The organism is Streptococcus parasanguinis, from assembly GCF_001074805.1.
Taxonomy (GTDB): domain Bacteria; phylum Bacillota; class Bacilli; order Lactobacillales; family Streptococcaceae; genus Streptococcus; species Streptococcus parasanguinis_A.
The window spans coordinates 1-24,644 of sequence record NZ_JUPI01000036.1; the positions used below are offsets into that span (position 1 = coordinate 1).

Sequence of the window (24,644 nt, forward strand, 5' to 3'; positions counted from 1 at the left end):
AATAACGTTTCAGGCACTCGGAATTATTGAGACCTTAGGCTCAATAATTAGTCATGGAACTTCGTGGAAGTTCGCTGACGTCCGTACTCATCTAAGGAAAGTTTTTAATATGACTTTGTCTTCAATCTGAAACAGCTGACGCTGTTAGTCTTCTTGTTTAATTTGTTCCAACATCTTCACTTCTTCTGCTGTCAATTCGTAGTTTTCTAGCAGGTCAGGGCGACGCTCCAAGGTCTTTTTCAAACTCTGATAGAGGCGCCATTGACGGATTTTTTCATGGTGGCCACTCATGAGGACATCAGGAACCGTCATTCCTCTGTATTCATAAGGCCGTGTGTATTGAGGGTATTCTAGAAGGCCAGAAGAGAAACTGTCATCCTGGTGACTGGACTCTTTGCCGATCACTTCTGGAATCAAGCGGACTGTCGCATCAATCATGGTCATGGCAGCAAGTTCCCCACCTGTCAGGACATAATCCCCCAGTGAAATCTCATCCGTTACCAAGCTCTTGATCCGCTCATCGTAGCCCTCATAGTGACCGCAGATAAAGATCAATTCATCTTCTTGAGCCAACTCTTCTGCGTAACTTTGGTCAAAAGTCCGACCTGCTGGATCAAGTAAGATCACGCGCGGATTCTTTTTTTCGATGGCATCAAAGGTATCGAAGATGGGCTGAGCACGTAAGAGCATGCCCTGCCCGCCACCATAGGGTTCATCGTCCACATGACGGGCTTTCTCTGCGTTTTCACGGAAATTATGGTAGTTGATCTCGAGAAGTCCCTTTTCACGCGCCTTTCCGACAATAGAGTGCTCCAAAGGCGAAAACATCTCTGGAAAGAGGGTTAAAATATCAATCTTCATCGTCTAACCCTTCTAAGATGTCCACATCCACTCGATTTCCTGGAATATCAATTTTGAGGACTACTGGTGGGATATAAGGCAAAAGAAGGTCTCGTTTGCCTTTACGTTTCACCACCCAGACATCATTGGCACCTGGTTGCAGGATCTCCTTGATCTGACCAATCAATTGGTCATTTTCATAAACATCAAGACCGATGATCTCATGGTAATAAAATTCACCATCCTCCAAATCCGTCAAGTCTTCTTCTGCAACCTTGAGGCTAAAGCCTTTGAATTTCTCGATGGCATTGATATGGTACATATCCTTAAACTTGATGATGTCGAAGTTCTTGTGCTTGCGGTGACTGGCAATGGTCACCGTTTGGACAAAACGATCCTTCTCATCAAAGAGAGCCAACTCAGCTCCTTTTTTAAAACGCTCTTCCGCAAAGTCTGTCACAGACAAGACCCGCATCTCTCCTTGTAAGCCTTGGGTATTGACAATTTTCCCAACGTTAAAATAATTCATTTTATTCTTTATATTCCTCTTTTAATTAATTTATCTCTACAGTTCTCTAATAAGAGCTGCAATTTTTCCCGATTCTGACCACTGTAGATAGTGGTGGTTTCCACCTAGAATGAGTTTTGTATTAGAATTCCAATATTCTGAATCTCTGTACTCTTTTTCTCTGTACGCCTGACAAAATACGAAAACAGGAATATTATCTGCTAAGGACAAACTATCAAAATCTTCAGAAGTAATATTTACAGATATCTGAAATCCAGGAACTTGCTTTTCCAATTCTAAGCCCTTTTCTTCCATCAATTTCCAAATCAGTCTATCAGTTTCAGGTTCAAATGTTGCTTGAGTTAGTCCCTTAAAATAATTTTCCGGACCACATTCTTCGATCATTCTCATTTGCTCTTCCATTTTTGGATAAGGATTTTTTGAAAAATCAGCAAACATTATATTTTTTGTTGTTGGTTCAATTGCTATCAAGGCTTGACACTTAATTGGTTGACTCATTAACTTTAAAGCCAAAACACCACTTAAACTATGAACACAAAGTATATAATTGGAAATTTCCAATCCTTTCAGGATTTTGTATACCGCTTCAACAAGATTATCCAAATTAATTCCTGTTTGATTATGAATCGGACTCCTACCTGTATTCGGAAAATCAATCGTAAGGTAACCTATTGAGGAAGGAAGTTTTTCAAGTATTGGTAGAAAATTTTCATAACTCGGTATCAAACCAGCACCATTTAAACAAACTAGTACTTTATTTCTCTTTTTATAAGTAACAGAGAAACAACCAATCTTTGTAGTTACTTCAAATCGGTTCATATCAAAACAACTCTTTCTAAACAACAATTCACTCAACAACCTTACGTTTTATTTTATCACGTTCAAGGGATTTTCTCAAATGCTCTTTTCTGCTAGAAACTGCTCCAAATCCTTCTCGTGCTGGTATTTGACAGCTGCTATTTTATCCTTTTCAAAGATGGTTTTAGTGAGGTCGATGTCATTGATAGCTGCGATAGCGACTGTATAGTGAATGATATCAGCCAGTTCTTTGGCCAATTCCTCATTTGAGTCCTGAACCCCTTCTTTTCGTCCAGAACGACCATTTAAGACCTCGGCAACTTCCCCAACCTCTTCGACGAGCTTGATAAACAGACCTTCTTCCGTACGACTATCTTTGTAATGTTCTTTTAAATAGGCTTGTAATTGCCGAATGGTCACTTCTTTCATAGCTTCTCCTTGCAACAAAAAAACGGGACAGAGTCCCGCCTTTTATTTTTCGTCAATAACGATTCTTACTTTTTTATCTTCAGTTGGGACAGAGTAGACAATCGTTCTTATCGCAGAAATGGTGCGACCTTTTCGACCGATTACACGACCAACATCGCTAGGATCAAGGTCAAGGTGGTACTCCAAGAATTCCGGAGTATCTTCGATCTTGATGGTTAAGGCATCCGGTTGTGAAATCAAGGGTTTCACAATTGCAATAATAAGATTTTCAATCGTATCCATACATCAACCTACTTTATGATTATTTTGAGAATTTAGAATCGTGGAATTTCTTCAAGACACCTTCTTTTGAGAGGATGTTGCGAACTGTATCTGAAGGTTGAGCTCCATCAGCCAACCATGCAAGAACGCGGTCTTCTTTCAAAGTTACTTGGTTTTCTTCAACAAGTGGATTGTAAGTTCCAACTGTTTCGATGAAACGTCCATCACGTGGTGAACGTGAATCTGCAACGTTGATACGGTAGTAAGGTTTTTTCTTAGAACCCATACGAGTCAAACGAATTTTAACTGCCATTTTTATAAGTCTCTTTTCTATATTTTAATTTTCGGTGAAATAGACAAGCTATTTAGCACATGATCTATTATAACACATTTCATCAACCTGTCAAGAAAAAAACTTGACAGTGTTTAAAATTTTTTAATTAAGCAATAAATCGGAGATTTCTTGATAGGTGCTAACTTCATAAGTCGGCACTACTTGGCTGGTATGTTCCTTATGATCTGGATTGTACCAGACAGTATCAATCCCCGCAGCATGGCCTCCTGCGATATCAGCTGTCAAAGAATCACCGATCATGAGGGTCTCTTCCTTGCTAAAACCTGGAATCAGCTGGCCTACTTTGACAAAAAATGCAGGTTCTGGTTTCTGAGTATGAAGCTGTTCAGAGATAAAGACCTCTTTAAAATAAGGTGCGATGGTAGAATGAGCTAAGCGTCCTTCTTGAATGGCAGTCACTCCGTTCGTTGCACCATAGAGCTGGTAACCTGCTTTTTCAAGTCGGGCCAGTAAGTCCTCCGCCCCTGGGAAAGACTGCCCTTGAAGACTGATGTAATCTTGGTAGCGAAGAGCCATCTCGGCCCCATCAACCGTGATCCCAAAGTGGGCAAACCCAATCGCAAACCGACTATCCACGAGTTCTTGTTTGGTGAGCTTCTTTTGTTCCAAGTCCTTCCAGAGCCCTTGGTTCATAGGTTTGTAGTAATCTTTAAATGCCTCTACATCTGGAAAATTCATGTCTTCTAACATCTGCGTCAAGGCTGTTTCTTCAGCAGATTCAAAATCCAACAAGGTATGGTCCAAATCAAAAAGTAAAAATTTATATGCCATTACAAACGATCTTTCAATTTTTCTACAAATAAATAAGCAGCTGGGCAAGTGAGGGTATTTTTGATGGTCAGATGGTTGATCTGGTAGATCTTCTTGCGATCGGTGTGAGGGAATTCCCGACAAGCTTTCGGACGAACATCATAAATCGAACAGAGGTTATCTCCACCTAAGAAAGGGCAAGGCATGGATTTAAAAACCTTGTCCCCATCTTCATCGACTTGAAGAAATTCCGCCTCAAAAGCAGGAAGTTTCATCTTGAAATACTTGGCGATCCGCGTGATATCTGCTTCCTTAAAATCAGGCCCTAAGGTCTTACAGCAATTGGCACAAGCCGTACAATCTATTTCCTGGAACACTTCATCGTGGATTTCTTGCGCTATTTTATCTAGATTTTTAGGTGGTTTCTTCTTAAGATTCGCCAATACCTTGCGATGCTCCTTTTGCTTTTGGAGAGCTAACTGATGGTATTTTTCAATATCAATTTCCTGTGTCATCCTCTATTTCCTCTTCTAAACAATAGAAAGATTATACCACAAAGACTCTAAAAAAAGATAGATCCTGCGATCTATCTTTCTTCATTAATCCGTTACGGCACCTGTTCCATCTAAGCTCCATGTGTCTTCGATGTATGGGATAAAGGTTTTCAAGGTTTCTGCATCTCCTTCAAATGAAATGGTATAAACTTTTTCACCCTTCTGGAAGATCCAAGTAATCAGGTATTGACCAGATTTCATGACAATTTGAAGCTGGTAGGCATCCAGACCTGCGACTTTAGTCCGCGCTCCCATCATCTTGCCAACATCCTTATTATCTTGCCACATAACGGCTAGTTTCTTGGCTAAAAATTCTGCATTAAACTCCATATCAGCAGGAACTTTTGCCTTTTCTTTGGTAAAGCTGTCCATGGTTACAATATTATAGCCACTCCCATCCGTATACTGGACAGCCTCTGTCCCATCGATATCCGTGAACTTGATCCATTTACTTGGAATATCGATGTAACCATAATCTGCATTTCCAATCCGCTTGGTTTCTTGATTGGTAGTACTTTTCTTTGTAGAAGAAGCATCCTTTGACGAAGAGCTGCTTGTTTTCTTTTCGACTTTGCTGCTACTTTCTTTTGTAGAAGAAGCTGCTGTATCTTTTTTTGTGGTGTGACTACAGGCCATTAGTGTGCAGGCAGAGAGAATCGTAAGGGATGCGACTAGTAATTTGTGTTTCATGCTCAACCTCCTTGTGAACGTTTTCCGTCCTTTAGTCTACCATAAACGAGGGTATTTTAAAATAGGAAAAGTGTTACATCTGATACAATATCTCTAATCCAGTTCATTTCTTTCAAACATAAAACAAAAGTGCCCTCTAGGGGGCACTTTCTTTCTTATTCTTCATCCATTGACAATACGGACAAGAAGGCTTCCTGCGGTACTTCTACCGAACCGATAGCTTTCATCCGTTTCTTACCGGCTTTTTGTTTTTCAAGAAGCTTACGTTTCCGTGAGACGTCCCCACCATAACACTTGGCCAAGACGTTCTTACGAAGAGCCTTGATATCTGTACGGGCCACGATCTTATGACCGATGGCTGCTTGGATGGGCACCTCAAACTGTTGACGAGGGATAATCTTCTTAAGCTTCTCAACGATCAACTTACCACGTTCATAAGCAAAGTCCTTGTGAACGATAAAGCTGAGGGCATCGACGGTATCTCCATTGAGGAGAATATCCATCTTAACCAGTTTGGATGGACGGTATTCAGACAACTCATAGTCAAAGCTCGCATAGCCACGAGTGGAAGACTTCAATTTATCAAAGAAATCAAAGACAATTTCCGCCAGTGGGATTTGATAGATGACATTAACCCGATTTTCATCAATGTAATCCATGGTCACAAAATCCCCACGTTTGCGTTGAGCCAATTCCATGACAGCTCCGACAAACTCTTGTGGCACCATGATTTGCGCTTTGACATAAGGTTCTTCGATCGATGCGATCTTGGTTGGATCTGGAAACTCAGAAGGGTTTGAGACATCCAGTGCTTCTCCATCTGTCAAATTGACCTTGTAGATAACAGACGGTGCTGTCATGATCAAGTCAATGTTGAACTCACGCTCCAAGCGCTCCTGGATAACGTCCATATGAAGGAGACCCAAGAAACCACAACGGAAACCAAAACCAAGGGCCTGAGAAGTTTCGGGTTCAAATTGAAGACTGGCGTCATTCAATTGCAATTTTTCCAAAGCTTCACGAAGATCATTGTATTTGTTGGATTCAATCGGGTAAAGACCGGCAAAGACCATTGGATTCATTTGCTTGTATCCATGTAGGGGCTCACTTGCCGGATTAGTCGCTAGGGTCACCGTATCCCCGACACGGGTATCCGCAACGGTCTTGATAGAGGCCGCAATATAGCCAACGTCTCCAGTCGCAAGGAAATCACGTCCAACTGCTTTAGGAGTAAAGATCCCAACTTCTGTGACATCAAAGGTCTTGCCATTGCTCATGAGCTGGATCTTATCGCCTGGTTTAACCATTCCATTGACCACTCGGACCTGAAGGATCACCCCACGATAGGCATCATATACAGAGTCAAAGATCAAGGCTTGAAGAGGGGCTTCAACATCACCGGTCGGTGCTGGAACTTTCTCAACGATCTGCTCCAAAATTTCTTCAATCCCGATACCAGCCTTGGCAGAAGCTAGGACAGCTTCACTGGCATCCAAGCCGATGACATCTTCTACTTCCGTGCGCACACGTTCTGGATCCGCAGCTGGCAAGTCAATCTTGTTAATGACTGGCAGGATTTCCAAATCGTTGTCCAAAGCAAGGTAAACATTGGCTAGGGTCTGGGCTTCAATCCCTTGAGCGGCATCCACTACGAGAATAGCTCCCTCACAAGCAGCGAGCGAACGCGAAACCTCATAGGTAAAGTCCACGTGTCCTGGTGTGTCAATCAAGTGGAAGATATAGGTTTCCCCATCTTTGGCTGTGTAGTTCAACTCGATGGCATTGAGCTTGATGGTAATTCCACGTTCCCGTTCCAGGTCCATACTATCTAAAAGTTGGGCTTGCATCTCCCGACTAGACACTGTTTCGGTTTTTTCTAAGATTCGATCGGCCAAGGTTGACTTTCCGTGGTCAATATGGGCGATGATCGAGAAGTTCCGAATCTTCTCTTGTCGTTTTTTTAATTCTTCAAAATTTGGCATAATCATCTTCCTAGTAAATTTAATCGTACTCTTCATTATAACAAAAAAGATAGGCCTTTGCCTATCTTAATTCATTATTTTCAAAAATCGCTTCTGCGTTTTATTTCCTTCATAACCCAAGCGTTCGTAAAAGATATGGGCTTCTTTTCGATGAGATGCAGAATTTAAACGGATAAAAGCAGAATGCCTGCTTTTAGCAAGTTCTTCAACTCGCTCCATCAATTGGCGACCGATCCCATGTCGTTGCGCAGAAGGGAAAACCGCTAGACCTAAAATATTTAGACCGGCGTCACTATAAAGACTTTCATAAACCTCTGCTTCAACATAACCAAGAATATGGCCTGTTTGGTCCTCTTCGTAAACAAAACAAAAGTGACCCGAGTCTGGCAGATTGAATTTTTCAATCTGACCCGCCACTTTCTCAAGGGTCGAATCATACCCCAATGCTTGGTGACACAAATCTCGAATTTGACCTGCATCTTTGACTTGAACGCTACGAATCATACCCCAACCTCCATGAATTCTTTGATTTTATCTTAGACCTTTTTCCTCAGAAAGTAAAGGAAAATTAAATAAAATTTCCATTAGAAATCCGATTTATATCAAATTAATCTTTTTTCACATTTATCACGGATTTCTATTTACTTTTTCGATTTAATTCATTATAATAGAAAAGGTAAATACAAGGAGGTGAGTACGTTGGCCAGAGGTCGTGGAAAAGCAAGTCCTCAAGACAAAGAGGCATTACGGATTATATCGGAAAAGATCCGAGAATTACTGAAAGAACAAGGGAAAAAGCAGATCGAATTATCTCGTATTACTGGAATTCCTGCTAGCACCTTGACTGGATATGTAAAAGGAACTTCTCTTCCCGTTCCTGAAAATTTGGAGAAGATTGCTGCCTTTTTTCAGGTAGCAGTTGCTGAAATTGACCCTCGATTACGAAATGATTTTGTGGTCATTGATTCAGAGATTGAGAGATTGTACAAACAGCTCGATGAGGGAAATCAAGAAAATCTTCTTTCTTATGGAAAAAGTCTCTTGACCCATCAGAAAGAAAGACAGAAGATTGAAAAGCAATACCACTCTTATTCTGTTTATGATTCTTTTGCATCTTATCAAAATCAGAAACAAGCTGATATCGTCTGGTTTGATCAAAAGATCCCTTACGATTTGGCTTTTTGGATTCATACGGATTCCCTAGAGCCCAAATATGAAAAAGGGGCTGTTGTGTTAATCAAGCAAACCTACTACGATCAGGCAGGGGCTATTTATGCCATTGATTTTGATGGGCAAACTTTGATCAAACGTGTCTTTCGTGAGGCCAACGGGGTGCGACTCGTTTCCCTCAATAAGAAATATAGTGATCAGATCATTCCACTGGATGAGGAACCTGGGGTGATTGGAAAAGTAATTGATGGCTTTGTTCCTCTTGATTTGGAGGAGATCAAATGATTCAATTAATCGCGATTGACTTGGACGGCACTCTCTTGCATGAAGATAAGTCGCTGTCTAAAGGCAATATCGAAGCTCTTCATAAGGCCCATGAAGCTGGCTATGATATTGTGATCTGTACGGGACGTCCCTTAGCTGGGGTCCGTCCTATTTTTGAAGAGATTGGCCTTCCTGATGGCAACTACTATATGATTATCAATAACGGCTGTACAACTTTGTCTACTAAGAATTGGGAAATCATTGGCAAGGAAGAATTAAGCCTTGAGGACATGCACCGGTTGCATGTTTTGACGAAAGATTCAGGCGTCCAGCTGACCTTATTTGACATGGATCACTACCTAGTGGTCGCACCTGAAGCCAGTGAACTGGTTACGATGGATGCCGGCATCGTAAATAGTAAACCGACACCTGTCTCAGAAGAGGATCTACCCAACCTTGTTCCTATTTTTCAAGCTATGTATGTGGGAGATCCTTCTGCTATTGATGTCTTTCAAGCTCAGCACGAGGCTGCATTAGAAGCTGATTTTAACACTGTTCGTTCACAGAATATCCTATTTGAAATCCTTCCTAAAGGTGCGAGCAAGGCATCTGCTCTTCAAGCATTAAGCCAAACTTTAGGCTACAGTCGAGACCAGGTTATGGCTCTTGGAGATGCTAATAATGACCTTGAAATGCTTCGTTTTGCTGGCTATAGCGTCGCTATGGGAAATGGCAATGCTGCTGTCAAGGAAATAGCTGACTTCATCACCTTGGCTAATGATGAGGATGGCGTGGCCCATGCTATTCACAAATTAATTGAAACTGAAAAAGGAGAATAATTATGAAATACGCAAATCTTTTGGACCGTTTTATTACCTATGTAAAGGTCAACACACGTTCAGACGAAAACTCTACAACCACTCCAAGTACCCAATCACAAGTTGATTTTGCAACCAACGTCTTGATCCCTGAGATGAAACGCGTGGGTCTTCAAAACGTCTACTATTTACCAAACGGCTATGCCATTGGGACACTTCCAGCTAATGATCCAAGCTTTACACGCAAGATTGGATTTATCTCTCACATGGACACCGCTGACTTCAATGCGGAAAATGTCAATCCTCAAATCGTTGAGAATTATGATGGGGGTGTCATTGCTCTAGGGGATTCTGGTTTCACACTGGATCCAGCTGATTTTGCTCATTTGAACAACTACAAGGGACAAACCTTGATCACGACGGACGGTACTACTCTTCTGGGAGCAGATGATAAATCTGGTATAGCTGAAATTATGACGGCTATCGAATATCTGACAGCGCATCCTGAAATCAAACACGGGGAGATCCGTGTCGGCTTTGGTCCTGATGAAGAAATCGGCGTCGGAGCAGATCAATTTGATGCAGAAGATTTTGATGTAGACTTTGCCTATACGGTTGATGGCGGTCCTCTTGGGGAGCTTCAATACGAAACCTTCTCAGCAGCTGGAGCTGAAATCACCTTCAAAGGACGCAATGTCCACCCAGGTACAGCTAAAGGTCAAATGATCAATGCCCTTCAATTGGCCATTGATTTCCATAACAAACTACCTGAAGGAGCACGTCCTGAATTAACCGAAGGCTATGAAGGCTTCTACCACTTGATGAACATTGAAGGAACTGTTGAGGAAGCAAGTGCCAGTTACATCATTCGGGACTTTGAAACTGAAAGCTTTGAGAAACGCAAAGACCTCATGACATCTATTGCGGATCAGATGAATGCTGAGCTCGGTAGCGAACGCATTCTCCTCACCCTCAAAGATCAGTACTACAACATGAAGCAAGTGATTGAAAAAGATATGACGCCGATTACCCTTGCTAAGGAAGTCATGGAAGATCTTGGCATCACTCCAATCATTGAACCAATCCGCGGTGGTACAGATGGGTCTAAAATTTCCTTTATGGGAATTCCTACACCAAACATCTTTGCCGGTGGCGAAAATATGCACGGTCGCTTTGAATACGTTAGCCTCCAAACCATGGAACGTGCTGTTGATACCATTATCGGTATTGTGACCAAAAAATAAGAAACAAAAAGGATTCGGATAGATTGTCCGGATCCTTTATTGTAGGTTAGAAAGCTTGACAATATCTTTGACCTGATCAATGGTCTGAATTAGGTTAAGGATTGTCTCATTGATAGGAAGATAATAGACTTTATCTGCCAAAGATTCTGTAAAAGGACGATTGGTGAGTAAGATCACCTGTTGTCCTTTTTCTTTTAACTCTTGCTCCTTCTTTCGTACCTTTTGGTAAAAACTCGGGTCTCGAATTTCTAGATCATCCACCAAGATACACGCAGCATCCAAACCGAATGACTCATTGGTCCCATTTTGGGTCAGATAATAGGCTGCTCCTGCTTTGACCTCATATAAGCCAGCTGATGGCTCAACCGGAAGAAATGCTGGACTTGTCTCAGCCTCTACTCCTTTTTCTAACTCCACTAGATTGGCCAAGACCTGCAAATAAATAGGGGATAATTTACTTAAATCCAAGAGTTCCTCAAACTCAAAACCACGTTTCAGAGCCTCTAAGATATAGAAGAGCCGATGGGGCATATGACGAGCTATTTTTTGGATTAACTCATCATCGGTCATTTCTTCAGGAAAGACAGTCAGCAGTTTTTTATCTTTAATGGTTTCTAAGGCCTGTTGGTAAGCTTCATCGATCCTTTTTCCAAATCCATAAACTGCCCCATAGGAGTGAATTTGGGTATTGAGACGAGCATTTTGCGCAGCATCTGAAAAGATCGGAATCTTAAAGAAAATATAGTCTAGACTAGGTTCATAGACTGCCTTAATCTTCTGTAATAATGGATGGGGCAAATGCTCGAGAGAGCGCCCCAATTGCAGCTGCACGCCTTGCTCAAACAAGGAATAGCCCAAGCCCATAGAGGCCATCGAGATACTATCTGAAGCAAATGGATTAACCTCTAAGATATAGAAAGCATAACTGGTTGGATCCAAGGCAAACTTAATGGAGATGGCTCCTGTCAGCTTCAGATAGCGACTGATGTGGATCGCTGCTTCACGAAGATTTTGAAACTCCCGGTCAGTCAGAGTGATCGCTGGCATAAATTGGTAAGAGTCACTAGAGTGGATCCCAACAGGATCAATGCTTTCAATAGAGGCCGCCAGGTAGTGATTGTCTTCACGATCCCGCATGACTACAAAATCCAGTTCCTTAAAGCCATAGGTCGAAAATTCTAGCAAACACTGCTGACTTGGAGAAACCGAAAGTCCCATTTCTACAGCTTCGCACAAATCATCCAGGTTATGAGCAATCTTTCGCCCTTGCCCTTGCTTACTCGCTACCGGCCAGATCATAATAGGAAATTGAATGCCTTCAGAAAACTCGATAGCTTCTCGAACCGAACCAACCAGTGCCGAAGCCGGTACCTGATAGCCCAGCTCTTGAAAGAGACGTCGTTGATCTGCCTGTTGGTAAAAAGTACGGTAGCGTTGGAGACTCGGCCCGACAATCATGATCGATGCTTCTTTGAAAAATCCAGTTTCTTCGAAACGAAACAAGAGATTCAAAATCTGTTTATCCGCAAAGGCTAAGAGCAAGCGAGATCCGGTATAAGAAAGAAGAGTCGTCCTAAGAGCATCCAGCTTGAGCTTACTAACTACAACTATATCTGCAGCTTCTTGGGTGATAGCATTTTCTTCGCCCAAGTAAAGGACAAGAGCATTCCCATCCTTGGCATTGAGTTTTTGTGCTTCATTTACAGCAGCCAAGAGGCTAATATCCTGATAAGAATCTCCACACAGGAGAAGCAATTTCTGGTTTTTTTTCATCATTCCTTCTCCCTTCTACTTTCGTGAATTTTGGCATCAATCAACTCTAAAAATTCATCGTAAAAATAGAGATTTTCTCTTGGACCTGGACTAGCATCCACTTGGAATTGAACTCCTAAAATCGGTTGGTAACGATGACGAAAAGCTTCAATACTATGGTCATTGACATTTTCATGTGTGACCAATAAATCATGGGGCAGACTGTCCCTCGCTATACTATACAAGTGATTTTGACTAGTTATCTCGATTTTTCCTGTCGCAATTTCACGCACAGGTATGTTCAAGCCGAAATGTCCGACTTCCATAGGGGCCAGCTCAGCGCCGTAAGCTTGTGCCAACAACTGAGCCCCTAAGCCCATACCCCAGATCGGAATCTGACCATTGAGCTTTTTGATCAAGCGGCAGAGTTTTTTTACCTGATGGGGATCGCCTGGCCCACTGGATAAAATAACCCCATCTGGTTGCTGCTCCATCAGTTCATCATAAGAGATATCATAGGGATAGACTGTCACATTACAGTCCCTTTGACTCAGCTGGCGTAAGACAGAGTGCTTGACCCCTAGATCAATCAAGGCAATACTCTTTCCAAAACCAGGTACAGCATAAGCCGTTTTGGTCGAGACTTGACGCACTTGGTCTTTTGGAAGGACTGTCGCTCGCAACTGATCCAAGATATGCTCGATCGAATCCCCCTTGTTAATAACAGTTGCCTTCATTCGTCCATACTTGCGGACAATTTTTGCCACCTGGCGGGTATCAATCCCTACAATACCAGGGATTTTTTTTCGCTTCAAGAATTCATCCAAGGTCATCTGCTGCCGCCAATTGCTCGGCATCTCCACCAGATGCTGAACCACTACTGCCAGACAAGTGGGTGTAATGGATTCAGAATCATCCCGATTGATCCCTGCTGCGCCAATAACCGGGAAGGTAAAGGAGAGAATCTGGCCACTAAAAGCCTGATCCGTTAGCAATTCTTGATAACCTGTCATGGCTGTGGTAAAGACCAACTCACCAGTCACATATAGGTCTGCACCAAAGGCTTCTCCTTCAAATACAGTCCCATCCTCTAGGACCAATAATCGTTTCATTGAACCCCTCCCTTCTATTACACTAATCCAATTTTATCACAGTTCCTCAAAAAAAGGAAAGTCAGATTCCATGTAGCGATCTACTCTGTCCTCTTTCTTTCCTTTCAATGAATTATCAGTTAACTTATTTTGCTCCGCGACCTTTAAGGACGGCTTCAATGATGGCCATACGGACAAAGACACCATTGGTCATTTGTTCTACGATGCGTGATTTAGGAGCTTCTACCAAGTGGTCCGCAATTTCAACGTCACGGTTGACTGGTGCTGGGTGCATCAAGATAGCAGTATCTTTCATACGGTCATAACGTTCTTGTGTCAAACCATGAAGACGGTGGTAGTTTTCTTTAGAGAAAAGTGATTCGTAATCATGACGTTCGTGTTGCACACGCAAGAACATCATCACATCCACTTCTTCAATGACTTCATCGATAGTGACGAAGGTTCCATAATCTTCAAATTCCGCACTTCTCCATTCGTCTGGACCTGCAAAGTAAAGAGTTGCTCCCAAACGTTTCAAGATTTGCATGTTTGATTTTGCCACACGTGAGTGATCCAAGTCCCCAGCGATACAAACTTTCAAGCCATCAAAGTGACCGAATTCTTGGTAGATGGTCATCAAATCAAGCAAGCTTTGGCTTGGGTGTTGACCTGAACCGTCCCCACCATTGACGATAGAGGCAGTGATTGTTGGACTTTCAACCAATTCTTTGTAGTAGTCCACTTCAGGGTGACGAATGACACAGACATCTACACCAAGAGCTGACATGGTTAAGATGGTATCGTAAAGTGTTTCCCCTTTGTTCACAGAGCTTGTCTTCACATCAAAGTCAAGGAGATCACATCCTAATTTCAACTCTGCCACTTCAAAGGCTTTGTGGGTACGAGTTGAAGGTTCAAAGAAAAGGTTTGAGATGATGTGTTGGTCTTCGTAGGCTGCTTTAGCTCCGTTTTTGAACTCAATCCCACGTTTGATCAAAGCCATTACTTCTTCATTAGTAAGAGTTTCCATTGAGACAAGGTTTTTAAGAGCGATTTGATTTTCAGACATGTTGATTCTCCTTTTATGTTGTGAATGGTTTATTATTTATTTAAGCTTCTTTGATGAGGACGCGGTCTTGGCCGTCTAGCTCCACCATCTCGACAATGATTTCCTCTGACTTACTGGTAGGGATATTTTTCCCAACAAAGTCCGGACGAATCGGCAACTCCCGATGCCCACGGTCGACTAGAACCGCAAGACTTACTCGAGCAGGACGACCGTGACTGACCAGATTATCAATGGCAGCGCGAATCGTGCGACCTGTATAGAGGACATCATCGATCAAGATGACTTCTCTATGAGCGATATCAACTGGTAACACCGTCGTATCTTCTGTCGCCTTCATGTCATCTCGGAAAGGCTTGGTATCAAGTTCTGCAACAGGGACATCGATTTGTTCCAGCTGAGAGAGGCGTTCTTGGATACGGCGAGCGATGTATACACCGCGCGTCTTGATCCCCACCAGCACAATCTGGCTTAAATCTTTGTTTCGTTCAATGATTTCGTAGGTGATCCGGGTAATGGCCCGTTTCATCGTCAAATCATCAACGACTTCTTTGGTTTTCATTCAGTCCTCCTTAGTTGTAAAAGAAAAACCTCCTTTTTCAAGGAGGTTCAGCAAATGAATGGTCTAAGAGGATAGAGTCTCGCCCTATGGTCCTAGCCATTGTTTTTCACAGTCTCCTTGCCTGCCTCACGGGACAGGATTAAAGGATTTATTTAATTGAGATAACTATATCACAGTTTCAAACGACATGCAAGAAAAAACTCAACATTTTTCAAAAAAATTTAAAGATATGACTTTTCGTCTGAATAATGTTCGGTTTTTACTAAAAAACAGCCTATTTTCGCTTGATATTTTTGATCCCATAGAGTACATAGCCAGCCAAGAGATAGGCGATAAAGATGATCACCACCCATTTGCCAACAAAAGCCCAGCCGTATTTATTGACATTGATAAAGAAATAAGCAAAAGGACTATCTTTTGCACCTGGAATCGGCCACTTCAGGACCAAACCATTGAGAAGGGCAAAGAGCATATAAGCAAGGGGAATCAAGGTCCAAAGGAAAGGATCGAGCTTACGGTATTGCTTGGCTTTATCAATCACTAGGGTATCAAAGAAGAACATCAAAGGAACGATGTAATGACAAAGGAAGTTTTCTAAACGATAAAACTTCTCTGGTGTCGCAAGAGGCGCTAACATAAAGTGGTAGATGACAAAGGTAATCATAATAGCCATGGTCACCGCCCCCTTCAAGCGAAGATAGCCCTGGGTCTGGGTCGAACGACCACGAAGCATGCGCCAGACCATGTCTCCCATGAAGAACATGACCAACATGTTAGACAAAATGGTGTAATAAAGCATCATACCAAAGCCACCATGCTTGGTCAGTTGCAGATAAACGCCGAGCACACTTAAGATAAACAATAGAAAACGATAGCTAAACAATAGTTTGAATTTCATAGTATTCTCCTGAAAGAAAAGGGGCTAGGCCCTTCAGATAATCAGGAACTTTCCTTAAGTGAAGACGGACGTCAGCGAACTTCTTCGAAGTTCCATGACTTAGTTTTGAACCCAAAGTTTCAAAACTCCCGAGTACTTGAAACGATATTGTTTCAAGTACTTTTCTCACAGCGGAAAGTTCCTTATAAACTTAAACAACTCTATTAATTTGTATACTTTATATAGAACTATTTCTTCTTATCTTTAGATCTTCTTCACAAATTCTGATTTGAGTTTCATTGCGCCAAAGCCATCAATCTTACAATCGATGTTGTGGTCTCCTTCAACGATACAGATGTTTTTCACGCGCGTTCCTTGTTTCAAATCCTTCGGTGCACCCTTGACTTTCAAATCTTTGATCAAGGTCACTGTATCGCCATCAGCCAATTTGTTTCCGTTGGCGTCAATCGCTACGACACCCTCTTCTTCTTCGACCTCAGCTGGGTTCCATTCATAAGCACACTCTGGACACACCAAGAGGGCTCCATCTTCATAGACGTATTCAGAATTACATTTTGGACAGTTTGGTAAGTTATTCATGTTTATCTCCTTATTCAAATTAACTTTCATAGTATACCATGAAAGCGAAAATTTGACAAATTCTGCTCGACTGTATAAAAAGGAGGCAACTTGGCCTCCTTAAATAGATGATATCTTTCAATCTTCCTGCAATTCTTGAATGTCTTGAATCACGCGCACGCCTGCTTGATTCTTCTCGCGCAATTCAGCATCAGAGTATGGGAAGGTATTGATCAAGATACTCTCCATCCCGACACTTTGGGCAACAGCAACATCTGTTGTAAAGTCATTCCCCACCATGACCGTTTTCTCAGGGTTCAACTGGTGTTCTTTGATGACTTTCAAGAGGAACTCTGGCTGAGGTTTGCGAATACCTGCATCTGATGACAAGTAAATGGCATGGAAAAGTTCTCTCAAGCCTACTAAATCAATCTCAGGATTGGTAAAATCTGCTTGGGCATTGGATAAGAGATAGATCCGGCAACCTGCAGCTTTCATATCCTCTAATACTTCTTTCGTGTGAGGATAAAGCTCCAATCGTTTGCGAGAAAGGACACGGAAAGTCCGTGCAATCAAACGTCCCCACTCTTTGAGGTGGGTAACACTGTTTCCACTTGGATGACTTTCTAGATACAATTGCACAAAAATGACTGTCAGATCAATCTCAGGATGGTCAACTTGTTTTTCCTTGGCCAAGTCTTCTTCAGCTTGTTGCACCAACTCTCTATAACGCAGGTGCAGACATTCTCCTGTGTAACTTGCCCCGTAGGATTGGTAGATCTGAGCCATAGTATCCCATAAGACTGGACTGTCCTCATCAGTTTCGATGTCGACCAAGGTTCCATAAAAATCAAAAATATAATTTTTAAATGCGTACTTGTACGGATTCATCTCTCACTCCCGTAACAAACATCGTAAAGGTTGCCTTGCAGACATTGACACCGTCTTGATTGGTAATATCCACATCCACAACTCGAGTCGTCCGTCCACTGTGGACACACTCACCATGGATCGTGAGGACATCACCCAGACGCCCTGCTTTCAAGTAATTGATGGAGGATTGCAAGGTCACACCATCGACCCCCTGAGAAATCACGACCAAACCACTGATCTGGTCACACAGGGTAAAGAGATAGCCTCCATGCGCATTTCCATAATAATTGAGAGATGATTCAACGACCTTGGTTGACACCACTACATGGCCATCTCTCATCTTTTCGATTTCGTAATTTTCAAATGCAGCAATTGCATCAAAGTGAAAATCTTTCATATACTTGCCACCTTTTCTAGCATCTTTTCAACTCCTCTATCATACTACAATTAAGGAGTAGATACAAGCGAAGGAGCAATTCCTTAGAAACAGAAAAGGAGACTCCAACTAAGTAAGAAGACGATACTAGGAACAATGTATTTTCGTGGGTGCTTCCAACATTCCCTCTTTAAATTCCATTTTCTTAAAGGGAAATAGATTTCAATAAGTAAGTGCAAAAAAGCTTCCACTACTGCTAGAATCATGACTCCTAGTAAAAATAGAATCCCCAAGTCAGGCATGACCTCCATTTTTAATAATAGAGCAACAAATAGATTCACAGCTAAGAGATAAGTCAGCAATACACGGTAATACATCAAGTAAAAGAACCAACTCTTAGGAAGGGACTTAACATGATCAATCAAATCTTTATCCGCGGAAATGAGGGTGGTTAATGGCGTATTGACAGAAGCCATCGTTAAAAGAATGATGATTTTTAAAGGAGCATCATAATCCTGTATCAGAATGAGAAGGAGGAATATGAGAGTAAAGACAAAATTGATGGAAAAATAGCGCTCTTGAAACAAAGAAATCCAAAAATAATTGCCACTTCTTCCCTTTGCGACGAGCAACTGATCATTTTTTGAAATCGCGACCAGGTCCTCATTTTTAAAAATTAAGACAGCAAGGAGGACTGACAGTAAGATCATATAGGACACTTGTTGGACCCATAAAGAAGAGACTGTGAGAACAGTTGTTACAAAAATGAGCACCCCTCCTAGAAAACTGGGCCTTGTATTGAACTGGATAAAGACATAAAAAACACTCAATACCACCAGTAAAGATAGGAGGACAAGCTTAAAGGATTGTGGCAGGTCTAACTTGATTCCCAAAAAGAGGATCAATAACAGCACGCGCTCTAACAAATTGAGAAGAAAGGTTACAGTCAGAAAAGAACCTTTGAAACGATTGAGAGACAACGGAAGCTGGTAATAGGCCTGGACCCTGTCCATCGAAAAGTAGGAATACAACAATTGAAAGGTTGATAGTGCAGTGACAATAGCCGTACTGATCAATAAGACTTGAAAGCTCGTAGAAAATTTGCCCCCAACAACATGGTAATAAAGAGCAAAGGCTAAGGAAGTCAAGAACAAGAAGAACCGATTTTTGGATACCAAATCTCTAAAAATTGCTAGTAGCATGCTCTACCCCCTTTGACGATTGACGTCATGAAACCAATCTTCTAAATTCGATTCGATCGCGTCTAGGTGACCATCTTCAATAGTATAAGCTGTATCACAGACTCGAACGATACTTTCTGCGATATGCGAACTCATCAGAATAGCGCCTTCTTCTTTATACTGCAATAGCAAACCATATAGAAATTCTGTCGCATCAAAATCAAGACCATCAAATGGTTCGTCCAAAATAAGGAGGGGAGGTTTGAGATAAAAAGCTGTGATCAAGAAGACTTTCTTCTTATTTCCCGTTGACAAACTACCGATATCGGTGTTGAGAAATTCTTCAAAATGAAAACCTGAGATCAGGTCCTGCAATAACGTTTCATCTCTCTTTCGATGATACAAACGACAGACAAAATTAAAATAATGAACAAAATCCCAGTTTAAAAAACTATTGTTTTCAGTAAAAACTGTATAGGTACGGCTCTTATAGAAATTCGTATGAAAAGAGGTCACCTTATCTTCTATAGTAACAGTCTCAACTGCGTACTGCCGATGATCAAAAACACTACTTAAAGCTTTTAGCAAGGTTGTCTTCCCAGCTCCATTTCGACCAATCAACCCTACTACAGAACGATTGAGTACAAGCAAATTCGTGTCTTTTATAACGGGCTTGTCTTTTTTATACCAAACATTTAGCCCCTTGATGTTTAAACACTCACTCTTCATCGACGCACTCCTTTATAAAGGTAAGAAGCCCCAACTAAAAGCAACAGCAAAGCGTATAACCACTCCTTTTGAAAGGCAAAGACTAAGGCACCGATCAAGAAGCAAATTCCTATAAGGATTCTAAATTGTAATTTCATATCTTGCCTTCTTTCTATTCACAGTATGAAAGATTACAATTGTATTTTATTCTTATACTATAGTACTTTTTTAAAGCAGATTCAAGCACTAATGGAACATTCTAAATGCTTTAAGCAACATTTTATCTTTGAAGAGAAAAAAGAACTAGATACCTCTAGCCCCTTTACTTAAAATCTTAATTTTTCCCAGTCGTCGTCTGTCCGTTTGCGATAATAGTACTCGGATAAATCTGAGTCTTCCATCACTTCCAGCAGAGGAAGCATGTCGTAGGACAAGTCCAACTTTTCTAATTGGTCCTTCTCAACCCAAGAAACTTCTCCTTCATCAGACGATCTTAGCTGACCTTTGAATTCTGTTGCCTTGTAGCAAAAGACAATATAGCGGCCTCCCTCTTCTGGCTCCCAGTCTTTGACTGCGACGAGTTTTGGATCTGCAATTGTCAGTCCTGTCTCTTCGTAGACTTCACGAATGACGGATTCTACAAGGCTTTCTCCTTCTTCGATATGGCCACCTGGAAAAGCATAGCCAGCCCAGTGAGTCTTTTCAGGTGAGCGGTATTGGAGGACTACTTTCCCATTTTCAAGATCTTCGACCATGCAAAGATTGCACAGTATAGTAGGCGTTGTACGTGACATATATTTCCTTTCTATGGATTTACCATCCATCTTCTCTGTATTTCACTTCTAGCTTCATGATGAAGGGATTGACCAGTTCATAGTAATCACGACTCCGTATAGGGATCGCTCCATGTGGGATTTCAACATAATTCCCTCGTATTTCCGAATTATGATGGATTGGAGGGATTATGGTATTAGTTGAATCTGTAAAAGACACTTGGAGAATGAACCAAATGAAAAATGCTAGAATGACACTCAAAAATTGTAAGATTAGATGAAAAAACTTGAACTCTCTCTTTTTATAAAAGATAGACCAAAGATGGAAAAAAAGAACTAGAAATAAGAAATCAAACCAGAGACAACTAAGTAGAGGGGTAAATGATAGACCCAAAAAAACTAGTATTACTTCAATAACGAAAAAAGCTAAGAAGAATAAATAAAACATTTTAAAACCATTTAACTGCTTTAGCATAGAGAAGTCCCCCTAATTTAGAAAAGATGTAACTAACTAGATTATAAAGCTAATCCATAACTACGTCAATGTGCATTGATTGATACCTTCACTTGAGATTTTTAACTTCCGTTTCTGGTGGTTGCAAATCTCAAGGGACAAAAAACTCCACATTCAGGCTTGAAAGTAGAGTTCTTGCCTTAAATAATGATCAGTAGAATATGAACCCCCAAACGTAACCAATGATCAATGAGAGGCGTTTCCGGATTACTATTTTTGCTATCTAAGAATAGGCTAAGAGATAACAAAAGCAAAGCAAGGGCAATAACTATTTTAAGAGATAGCATCATACCTCCAATAGCAAGAGCAGCTAGAAAGCCAAAAAATGGCAATGGACTAAATAAAAATGCCAAAAATCTGAAATAGAACATAAACAAAGAGAGAATCAATAGGCCGTAAACAATCACCTTAGTAAAAATAGAGACCCTTTTTCCTTCATTTTTCATTTTGGATAGTGAAAAAACGACATAGATCATATAGATAAATAGCAGCATATTGAATCATCCCTATGTTTTATAGATTATATTAATAGTTTAACTAAAACCTATTCAAAATACAACTAAAGACCCTAACTTATGAGAACAAACTAACTTTTGATCAGAGTTTTTTCACTTCTGCTGCTATCTTTTGGAGATGGTGTTCCCGCATGCTAGCGGTATTCACATCCCGTCCGAGTTCTCCCAAGATGCAGACGCGCTTGGTTTTAATCCCACAGTGGTTCAAGACGGCATTTTTCAAAACAGAGATACCATAACTATCCGGAATGTTGAGAGGACCTGAAAAGATCTTGTACCACCAAGTAGGCGCCATGGAGGTCGCATAAATACTGGCGGTTTTGCCTTTAAGCAACTTCTTGAATTGCTTGCCTCTAAGGTAATTCCAGATGAAGCTTCCTTGATCATTGGCTGAGTATGCAATCCCTGGTGTAAAGACCCGGTCGATCCAGCCCTTCATAAGGCTCGGCATACTACTCCACCAGATGGGATAAACAAAAATCAGGTGATCCGCCCACTGGATTAATTCTTGGGAACGAAGAATAAAAGGATCTTCCTCCATCCGCTTTCGATAGCCGTAGCGAAGGACTGGATCAAAGTCCTCATCATTGAGACTGATCACTTTAAGCTCGTGGCGATTTGGATCAATATTCTCTACAATGGTTTGAAAAATAGCCTGACAGTAACTTTCCTTATCCGGATGCCCATTGATGATTAGAATTTTCATTCTTCCCTCCTACTAATCCAAAGCCTTCACTTCCAACATCATATCGCGGATCTGTGCTGCCAATTCGAAATCAAGCACTTCGACGGCTTCTTGCATTTGGCCTTGCAGTTTCTTGACCAGTTCCTTACGCTCTTGGCGGTTGAGACTAGTGATATCCACTTCCTTATCCTCTTCCTTGGCCACAGCCTTGGTAACAGAGATGAGATCACGGATTTCCTTTTTGATGGTTTGTGGCACAATGCCATGCTCTTCATTATAGGCCATCTGGATCTGACGACGGCGGGCCGTTTCATCGATGGCTTTTTGCATAGATTGGGTCATGGTGTCCGCATACATGATCACGTGACCCTCACTATTACGGGCTGCACGACCGATAGTCTGGATGAGACCCCGCTCATTACGGAGGAAGCCTTCCTTATCCGCATCGAGAATGGCAACTAGACTAACTTCTGGTACGTCAATCCCTTCCCGAAGAAGGTTGATACCGACCAAGACATCAAAGACACCCAAACGCAAATCACGGATAATCTCCGTCCGCTCCAATGTTTTAATGTCCGAGTGCATGTATTTGACCTTGACGCCCATTTCCTTGAAGTAGTCGGTCAAATCTTCTGCCATCTTCTTGGTCAAGGTAGTGACAAAGGTCCGCTCTCCACGTTCTACACGCGCATTGATCTCACCCAAGAGATCGTCCATTTGTCCCATAGTCGGACGCACTTCCACCTCGGGATCGAGTAGACCTGTCGGACGAATGATTTGCTCGATGACGGTATCCGTTTGTTCCATCTCATAGTCACCTGGTGTCGCAGACACATAAACGATCTGGTGGACATGGCTTTCAAACTCCTCACGACGCAGTGGTCTGTTGTCCAAGGCAGATGGCAAACGGAAACCATAGTTGACCAGCATTTCCTTGCGTGAGCGGTCTCCATTGTACATACCCTTGATTTGGCCCATGGTCATGTGACTTTCATCGATCATGATGAGGAAATCTTCAGGGAAGAAGTCAAGAAGGGTGTACGGCGGCTCTCCTTCACTCCGTCCGTCCATATGACGGGAGTAGTTTTCGACGCCATTAGTGTAGCCCATCTCTCGCAACATTTCAATATCATACTCAGTCCGTTGTTTCAATCGCTGGGCTTCTAAGAGCTTACCTTCTTTTTCAAAGACTTTTAACTGCTCTTCTAGTTCCGCCTGAATTTTGGCAATGGCTACTTCCATATGGTCGTCATTGGTCACGAAGTGAGTGGCAGGGAAAATGGCTAAGTGGTCCACATCTCCTAGAACTTGGCCCGTCAAAGCTTCAATCTCACGAATCCGCTCAATTTCGTCCCCGAAAAACTCAACGCGAAAGGCATGTTCATCACGGGAAGCTGGGAAAATCTCGACCACATCCCCACGGACACGGAATTTCCCCCGTTGAAAGTCGATGTCATTGCGCTCGAACTGGATATCCACCAAGTCGTTCAGCAGTTTATCGCGAGAAATCTCGAGACCTGGGCGCAAACTGACCACGCTGTCGGAATATTCCTTAGGCGAACCCAATCCATAGATACATGAAACAGACGCGACTACAATAACGTCATTTCGTTCTAAAAGAGCGGAGGTTGCTGAGTGACGAAGCTTGTCAATCTCATCATTGACCGAACTATCTTTTTCGATATAGGTATCGCTCGATGGCACATAAGCTTCTGGCTGGTAGTAATCGTAGTAAGAGACGAAATACTCGACCGCATTTTCAGGGAAAAATTCCTTAAACTCCCCATAGAGCTGGCCCGCTAGCGTTTTATTGTGGGCGATGACCAGAGTCGGCTTATTGACTTGGGCGATGACCTGACTCATAGTATAGGTCTTCCCCGTACCAGTTGCCCCCATCAAGATTTGGGCCTTTTCGCCACCTTCGATGTTATCCACCAACTGTTCAATGGCCTGCGGTTGATCCCCAGACGGTTGGTATTTGGATACTAGTTTAAATTTGTTGTCTGTTACTCTATTAATCATCTCTTTGTCCTCACATATATAGACCTTATTTTACCATAAATCACCAGAATTCTCTGAGATGAGGAATGAAGAGAGAAGACAACATATTACAGAACGATCTATTAAATTGGTACATGAGCGAATTACAATCTAATTAATTGGACACTCATTAGCATAAAAACTAAACAAGACTCTCGCAATTACTTCGAAAGTCTTGTCTTTTATTCTAAAACCATGCAATACGTAACAAGAGGCTGGGACAAAAGTCATAGCCTCTTAATTGTTTTTGGATTGTCGAGCAAGACGCAGTGGTTGAGTGGGCTCTACTATGCTGATTTCATCAACTTTTACAGCCCTACTCAACTGTGCGGAGGTGGGACGACGAAATCGAATTCTAACGAATGACC

The 24,644-nt window shown here is 41.9% G+C and carries 28 protein-coding genes; 3 read left to right on the forward strand and 25 right to left on the reverse strand.

The annotated features are described in order from the left end of the window. Nucleotides 1–144 precede the first annotated feature (144 nt). The 11 genes from trmD to ADI76_RS02440 form a co-directional block, all read right to left on the reverse strand. Nucleotides 145–861, reverse strand: coding sequence for a tRNA (guanosine(37)-N1)-methyltransferase TrmD (gene trmD, locus ADI76_RS02390; RefSeq protein ID WP_049514495.1), 717 nt, complete (start codon nt 859–861; stop codon nt 145–147). Further along, a complete protein-coding gene (gene rimM, locus ADI76_RS02395) occupies nt 851–1,369 on the reverse strand; it encodes a ribosome maturation factor RimM (RefSeq protein WP_049514497.1) in 519 nt (172 codons plus the stop codon). Before rimM ends, trmD begins: the two co-directional genes overlap by 11 nt. Before the next feature lie 36 nt (nt 1,370–1,405). After that, nucleotides 1,406–2,188, reverse strand: a complete 783-nt coding sequence (locus ADI76_RS02400) for an alpha/beta hydrolase (RefSeq protein WP_049514500.1) — start codon at nt 2,186–2,188, stop codon at nt 1,406–1,408. Between the two features lie 75 nt (nt 2,189–2,263). Then, nucleotides 2,264–2,596 carry a MazG nucleotide pyrophosphohydrolase domain-containing protein gene (locus ADI76_RS02405; protein WP_049514502.1) on the reverse strand — a complete coding sequence of 111 codons (333 nt, stop codon included), beginning with the start codon at nt 2,594–2,596 and terminating at the stop codon, nt 2,264–2,266. Between the two features lie 42 nt (nt 2,597–2,638). Then, entirely contained in the window at nt 2,639–2,878 is a 240-nt protein-coding gene (gene kphA, locus ADI76_RS02410) for an RNA-binding protein KphA (protein ID WP_003001620.1), read from the reverse strand. A gap of 19 nt (nt 2,879–2,897) precedes the next feature. Then, nucleotides 2,898–3,170: a 30S ribosomal protein S16 gene (rpsP, locus tag ADI76_RS02415; RefSeq protein ID WP_006596292.1), complete on the reverse strand. Its 273-nt coding sequence runs from the start codon at nt 3,168–3,170 to the stop codon at nt 2,898–2,900. A gap of 123 nt (nt 3,171–3,293) precedes the next feature. Then, complete coding sequence (locus ADI76_RS02420; RefSeq protein ID WP_049514505.1) at nt 3,294–3,983, reverse strand: YjjG family noncanonical pyrimidine nucleotidase; 690 nt, start codon at nt 3,981–3,983, stop codon at nt 3,294–3,296. After that, on the reverse strand, nt 3,983–4,477 hold the full coding sequence (locus ADI76_RS02425; RefSeq protein WP_003001664.1) for a YkgJ family cysteine cluster protein: 495 nt from the start codon (nt 4,475–4,477) through the stop codon (nt 3,983–3,985). Before ADI76_RS02425 ends, ADI76_RS02420 begins: the two co-directional genes overlap by 1 nt. An 84-nt stretch (nt 4,478–4,561) precedes the next feature. Then, on the reverse strand, nt 4,562–5,206 hold the full coding sequence (locus ADI76_RS02430) for a hypothetical protein (RefSeq protein ID WP_049514507.1): 645 nt from the start codon (nt 5,204–5,206) through the stop codon (nt 4,562–4,564). Nucleotides 5,207–5,361: 155 nt separating this feature from the next. Further along, on the reverse strand, nt 5,362–7,188 hold the full coding sequence (gene lepA / locus ADI76_RS02435; protein WP_009731117.1) for a translation elongation factor 4: 1,827 nt from the start codon (nt 7,186–7,188) through the stop codon (nt 5,362–5,364). Between the two features lie 66 nt (nt 7,189–7,254). Continuing rightward, nucleotides 7,255–7,692 (reverse strand): GNAT family N-acetyltransferase, encoded by a 438-nt coding sequence (locus ADI76_RS02440; RefSeq protein ID WP_049514509.1) that lies wholly within the window; start codon nt 7,690–7,692, stop codon nt 7,255–7,257. 195 nt (nt 7,693–7,887) lie between these two features. Here ADI76_RS02440 and ADI76_RS02445 point away from each other — a divergent pair, with 195 nt between their 5' ends. Genes ADI76_RS02445 through pepT form a run of 3 tightly spaced genes read left to right on the forward strand, consistent with a single transcriptional unit; the run spans nt 7,888 to nt 10,684 of the window. After that, entirely contained in the window at nt 7,888–8,643 is a 756-nt protein-coding gene (locus ADI76_RS02445; protein ID WP_049514511.1) for a LexA family transcriptional regulator, read from the forward strand. Beyond that, nucleotides 8,640–9,461: a Cof-type HAD-IIB family hydrolase gene (locus ADI76_RS02450; protein ID WP_049514513.1), complete on the forward strand. Its 822-nt coding sequence runs from the start codon at nt 8,640–8,642 to the stop codon at nt 9,459–9,461. Before ADI76_RS02445 ends, ADI76_RS02450 begins: the two co-directional genes overlap by 4 nt. Before the next feature lie 2 nt (nt 9,462–9,463). After that, complete coding sequence (pepT, locus tag ADI76_RS02455; RefSeq protein ID WP_049514515.1) at nt 9,464–10,684, forward strand: peptidase T; 1,221 nt, start codon at nt 9,464–9,466, stop codon at nt 10,682–10,684. A gap of 36 nt (nt 10,685–10,720) precedes the next feature. On the opposite strand, the gene ADI76_RS02460 is transcribed toward pepT, so the two are convergent. The 14 genes from ADI76_RS02460 to uvrB form a co-directional block, all read right to left on the reverse strand. Continuing rightward, on the reverse strand, nt 10,721–12,460 hold the full coding sequence (locus ADI76_RS02460; RefSeq protein WP_049514516.1) for a carbamoyl phosphate synthase large subunit: 1,740 nt from the start codon (nt 12,458–12,460) through the stop codon (nt 10,721–10,723). After that, on the reverse strand, nt 12,457–13,548 hold the full coding sequence (locus tag ADI76_RS02465) for a carbamoyl phosphate synthase small subunit (RefSeq protein ID WP_023918241.1): 1,092 nt from the start codon (nt 13,546–13,548) through the stop codon (nt 12,457–12,459). Before ADI76_RS02465 ends, ADI76_RS02460 begins: the two co-directional genes overlap by 4 nt. Before the next feature lie 124 nt (nt 13,549–13,672). Continuing rightward, nucleotides 13,673–14,596: an aspartate carbamoyltransferase catalytic subunit gene (locus ADI76_RS02470; RefSeq protein ID WP_003016291.1), complete on the reverse strand. Its 924-nt coding sequence runs from the start codon at nt 14,594–14,596 to the stop codon at nt 13,673–13,675. Between the two features lie 40 nt (nt 14,597–14,636). Then, the gene (gene pyrR / locus ADI76_RS02475) at nt 14,637–15,155 is read right to left on the reverse strand and encodes a bifunctional pyr operon transcriptional regulator/uracil phosphoribosyltransferase PyrR (RefSeq protein WP_003001719.1); all 519 of its coding nucleotides are present in this window, start codon (nt 15,153–15,155) and stop codon (nt 14,637–14,639) included. Between the two features lie 274 nt (nt 15,156–15,429). After that, on the reverse strand, nt 15,430–16,053 hold the full coding sequence (locus ADI76_RS02480; protein ID WP_049514519.1) for a Pr6Pr family membrane protein: 624 nt from the start codon (nt 16,051–16,053) through the stop codon (nt 15,430–15,432). Between the two features lie 243 nt (nt 16,054–16,296). Beyond that, nucleotides 16,297–16,632 (reverse strand): zinc ribbon domain-containing protein YjdM, encoded by a 336-nt coding sequence (locus ADI76_RS02490; protein ID WP_049514523.1) that lies wholly within the window; start codon nt 16,630–16,632, stop codon nt 16,297–16,299. A gap of 117 nt (nt 16,633–16,749) precedes the next feature. Further along, entirely contained in the window at nt 16,750–17,502 is a 753-nt protein-coding gene (locus tag ADI76_RS02495) for an HAD family hydrolase (RefSeq protein WP_049514525.1), read from the reverse strand. Further along, nucleotides 17,477–17,881, reverse strand: a complete 405-nt coding sequence (locus ADI76_RS02500) for a PaaI family thioesterase (protein ID WP_049514527.1) — start codon at nt 17,879–17,881, stop codon at nt 17,477–17,479. The genes ADI76_RS02495 and ADI76_RS02500 overlap by 26 nt, the downstream gene beginning before the upstream one ends. Before the next feature lie 83 nt (nt 17,882–17,964). Beyond that, nucleotides 17,965–19,062, reverse strand: a complete 1,098-nt coding sequence (locus ADI76_RS02505; RefSeq protein WP_049514530.1) for a hypothetical protein — start codon at nt 19,060–19,062, stop codon at nt 17,965–17,967. A gap of 3 nt (nt 19,063–19,065) precedes the next feature. Further along, nucleotides 19,066–19,770, reverse strand: coding sequence for an ATP-binding cassette domain-containing protein (locus tag ADI76_RS02510; protein WP_049514533.1), 705 nt, complete (start codon nt 19,768–19,770; stop codon nt 19,066–19,068). 305 nt (nt 19,771–20,075) lie between these two features. Beyond that, nucleotides 20,076–20,543, reverse strand: a complete 468-nt coding sequence (locus ADI76_RS02515) for an 8-oxo-dGTP diphosphatase (protein WP_193390716.1) — start codon at nt 20,541–20,543, stop codon at nt 20,076–20,078. Between the two features lie 633 nt (nt 20,544–21,176). Then, a complete protein-coding gene (locus tag ADI76_RS02525; RefSeq protein WP_049514538.1) occupies nt 21,177–21,530 on the reverse strand; it encodes a hypothetical protein in 354 nt (117 codons plus the stop codon). A gap of 103 nt (nt 21,531–21,633) precedes the next feature. Then, nucleotides 21,634–22,257, reverse strand: coding sequence for an NAD(P)H-dependent oxidoreductase (locus ADI76_RS02530; protein ID WP_049514541.1), 624 nt, complete (start codon nt 22,255–22,257; stop codon nt 21,634–21,636). 12 nt (nt 22,258–22,269) lie between these two features. Beyond that, complete coding sequence (uvrB, locus tag ADI76_RS02535; RefSeq protein WP_049514543.1) at nt 22,270–24,258, reverse strand: excinuclease ABC subunit UvrB; 1,989 nt, start codon at nt 24,256–24,258, stop codon at nt 22,270–22,272. Nucleotides 24,259–24,644 lie beyond the last annotated feature (386 nt).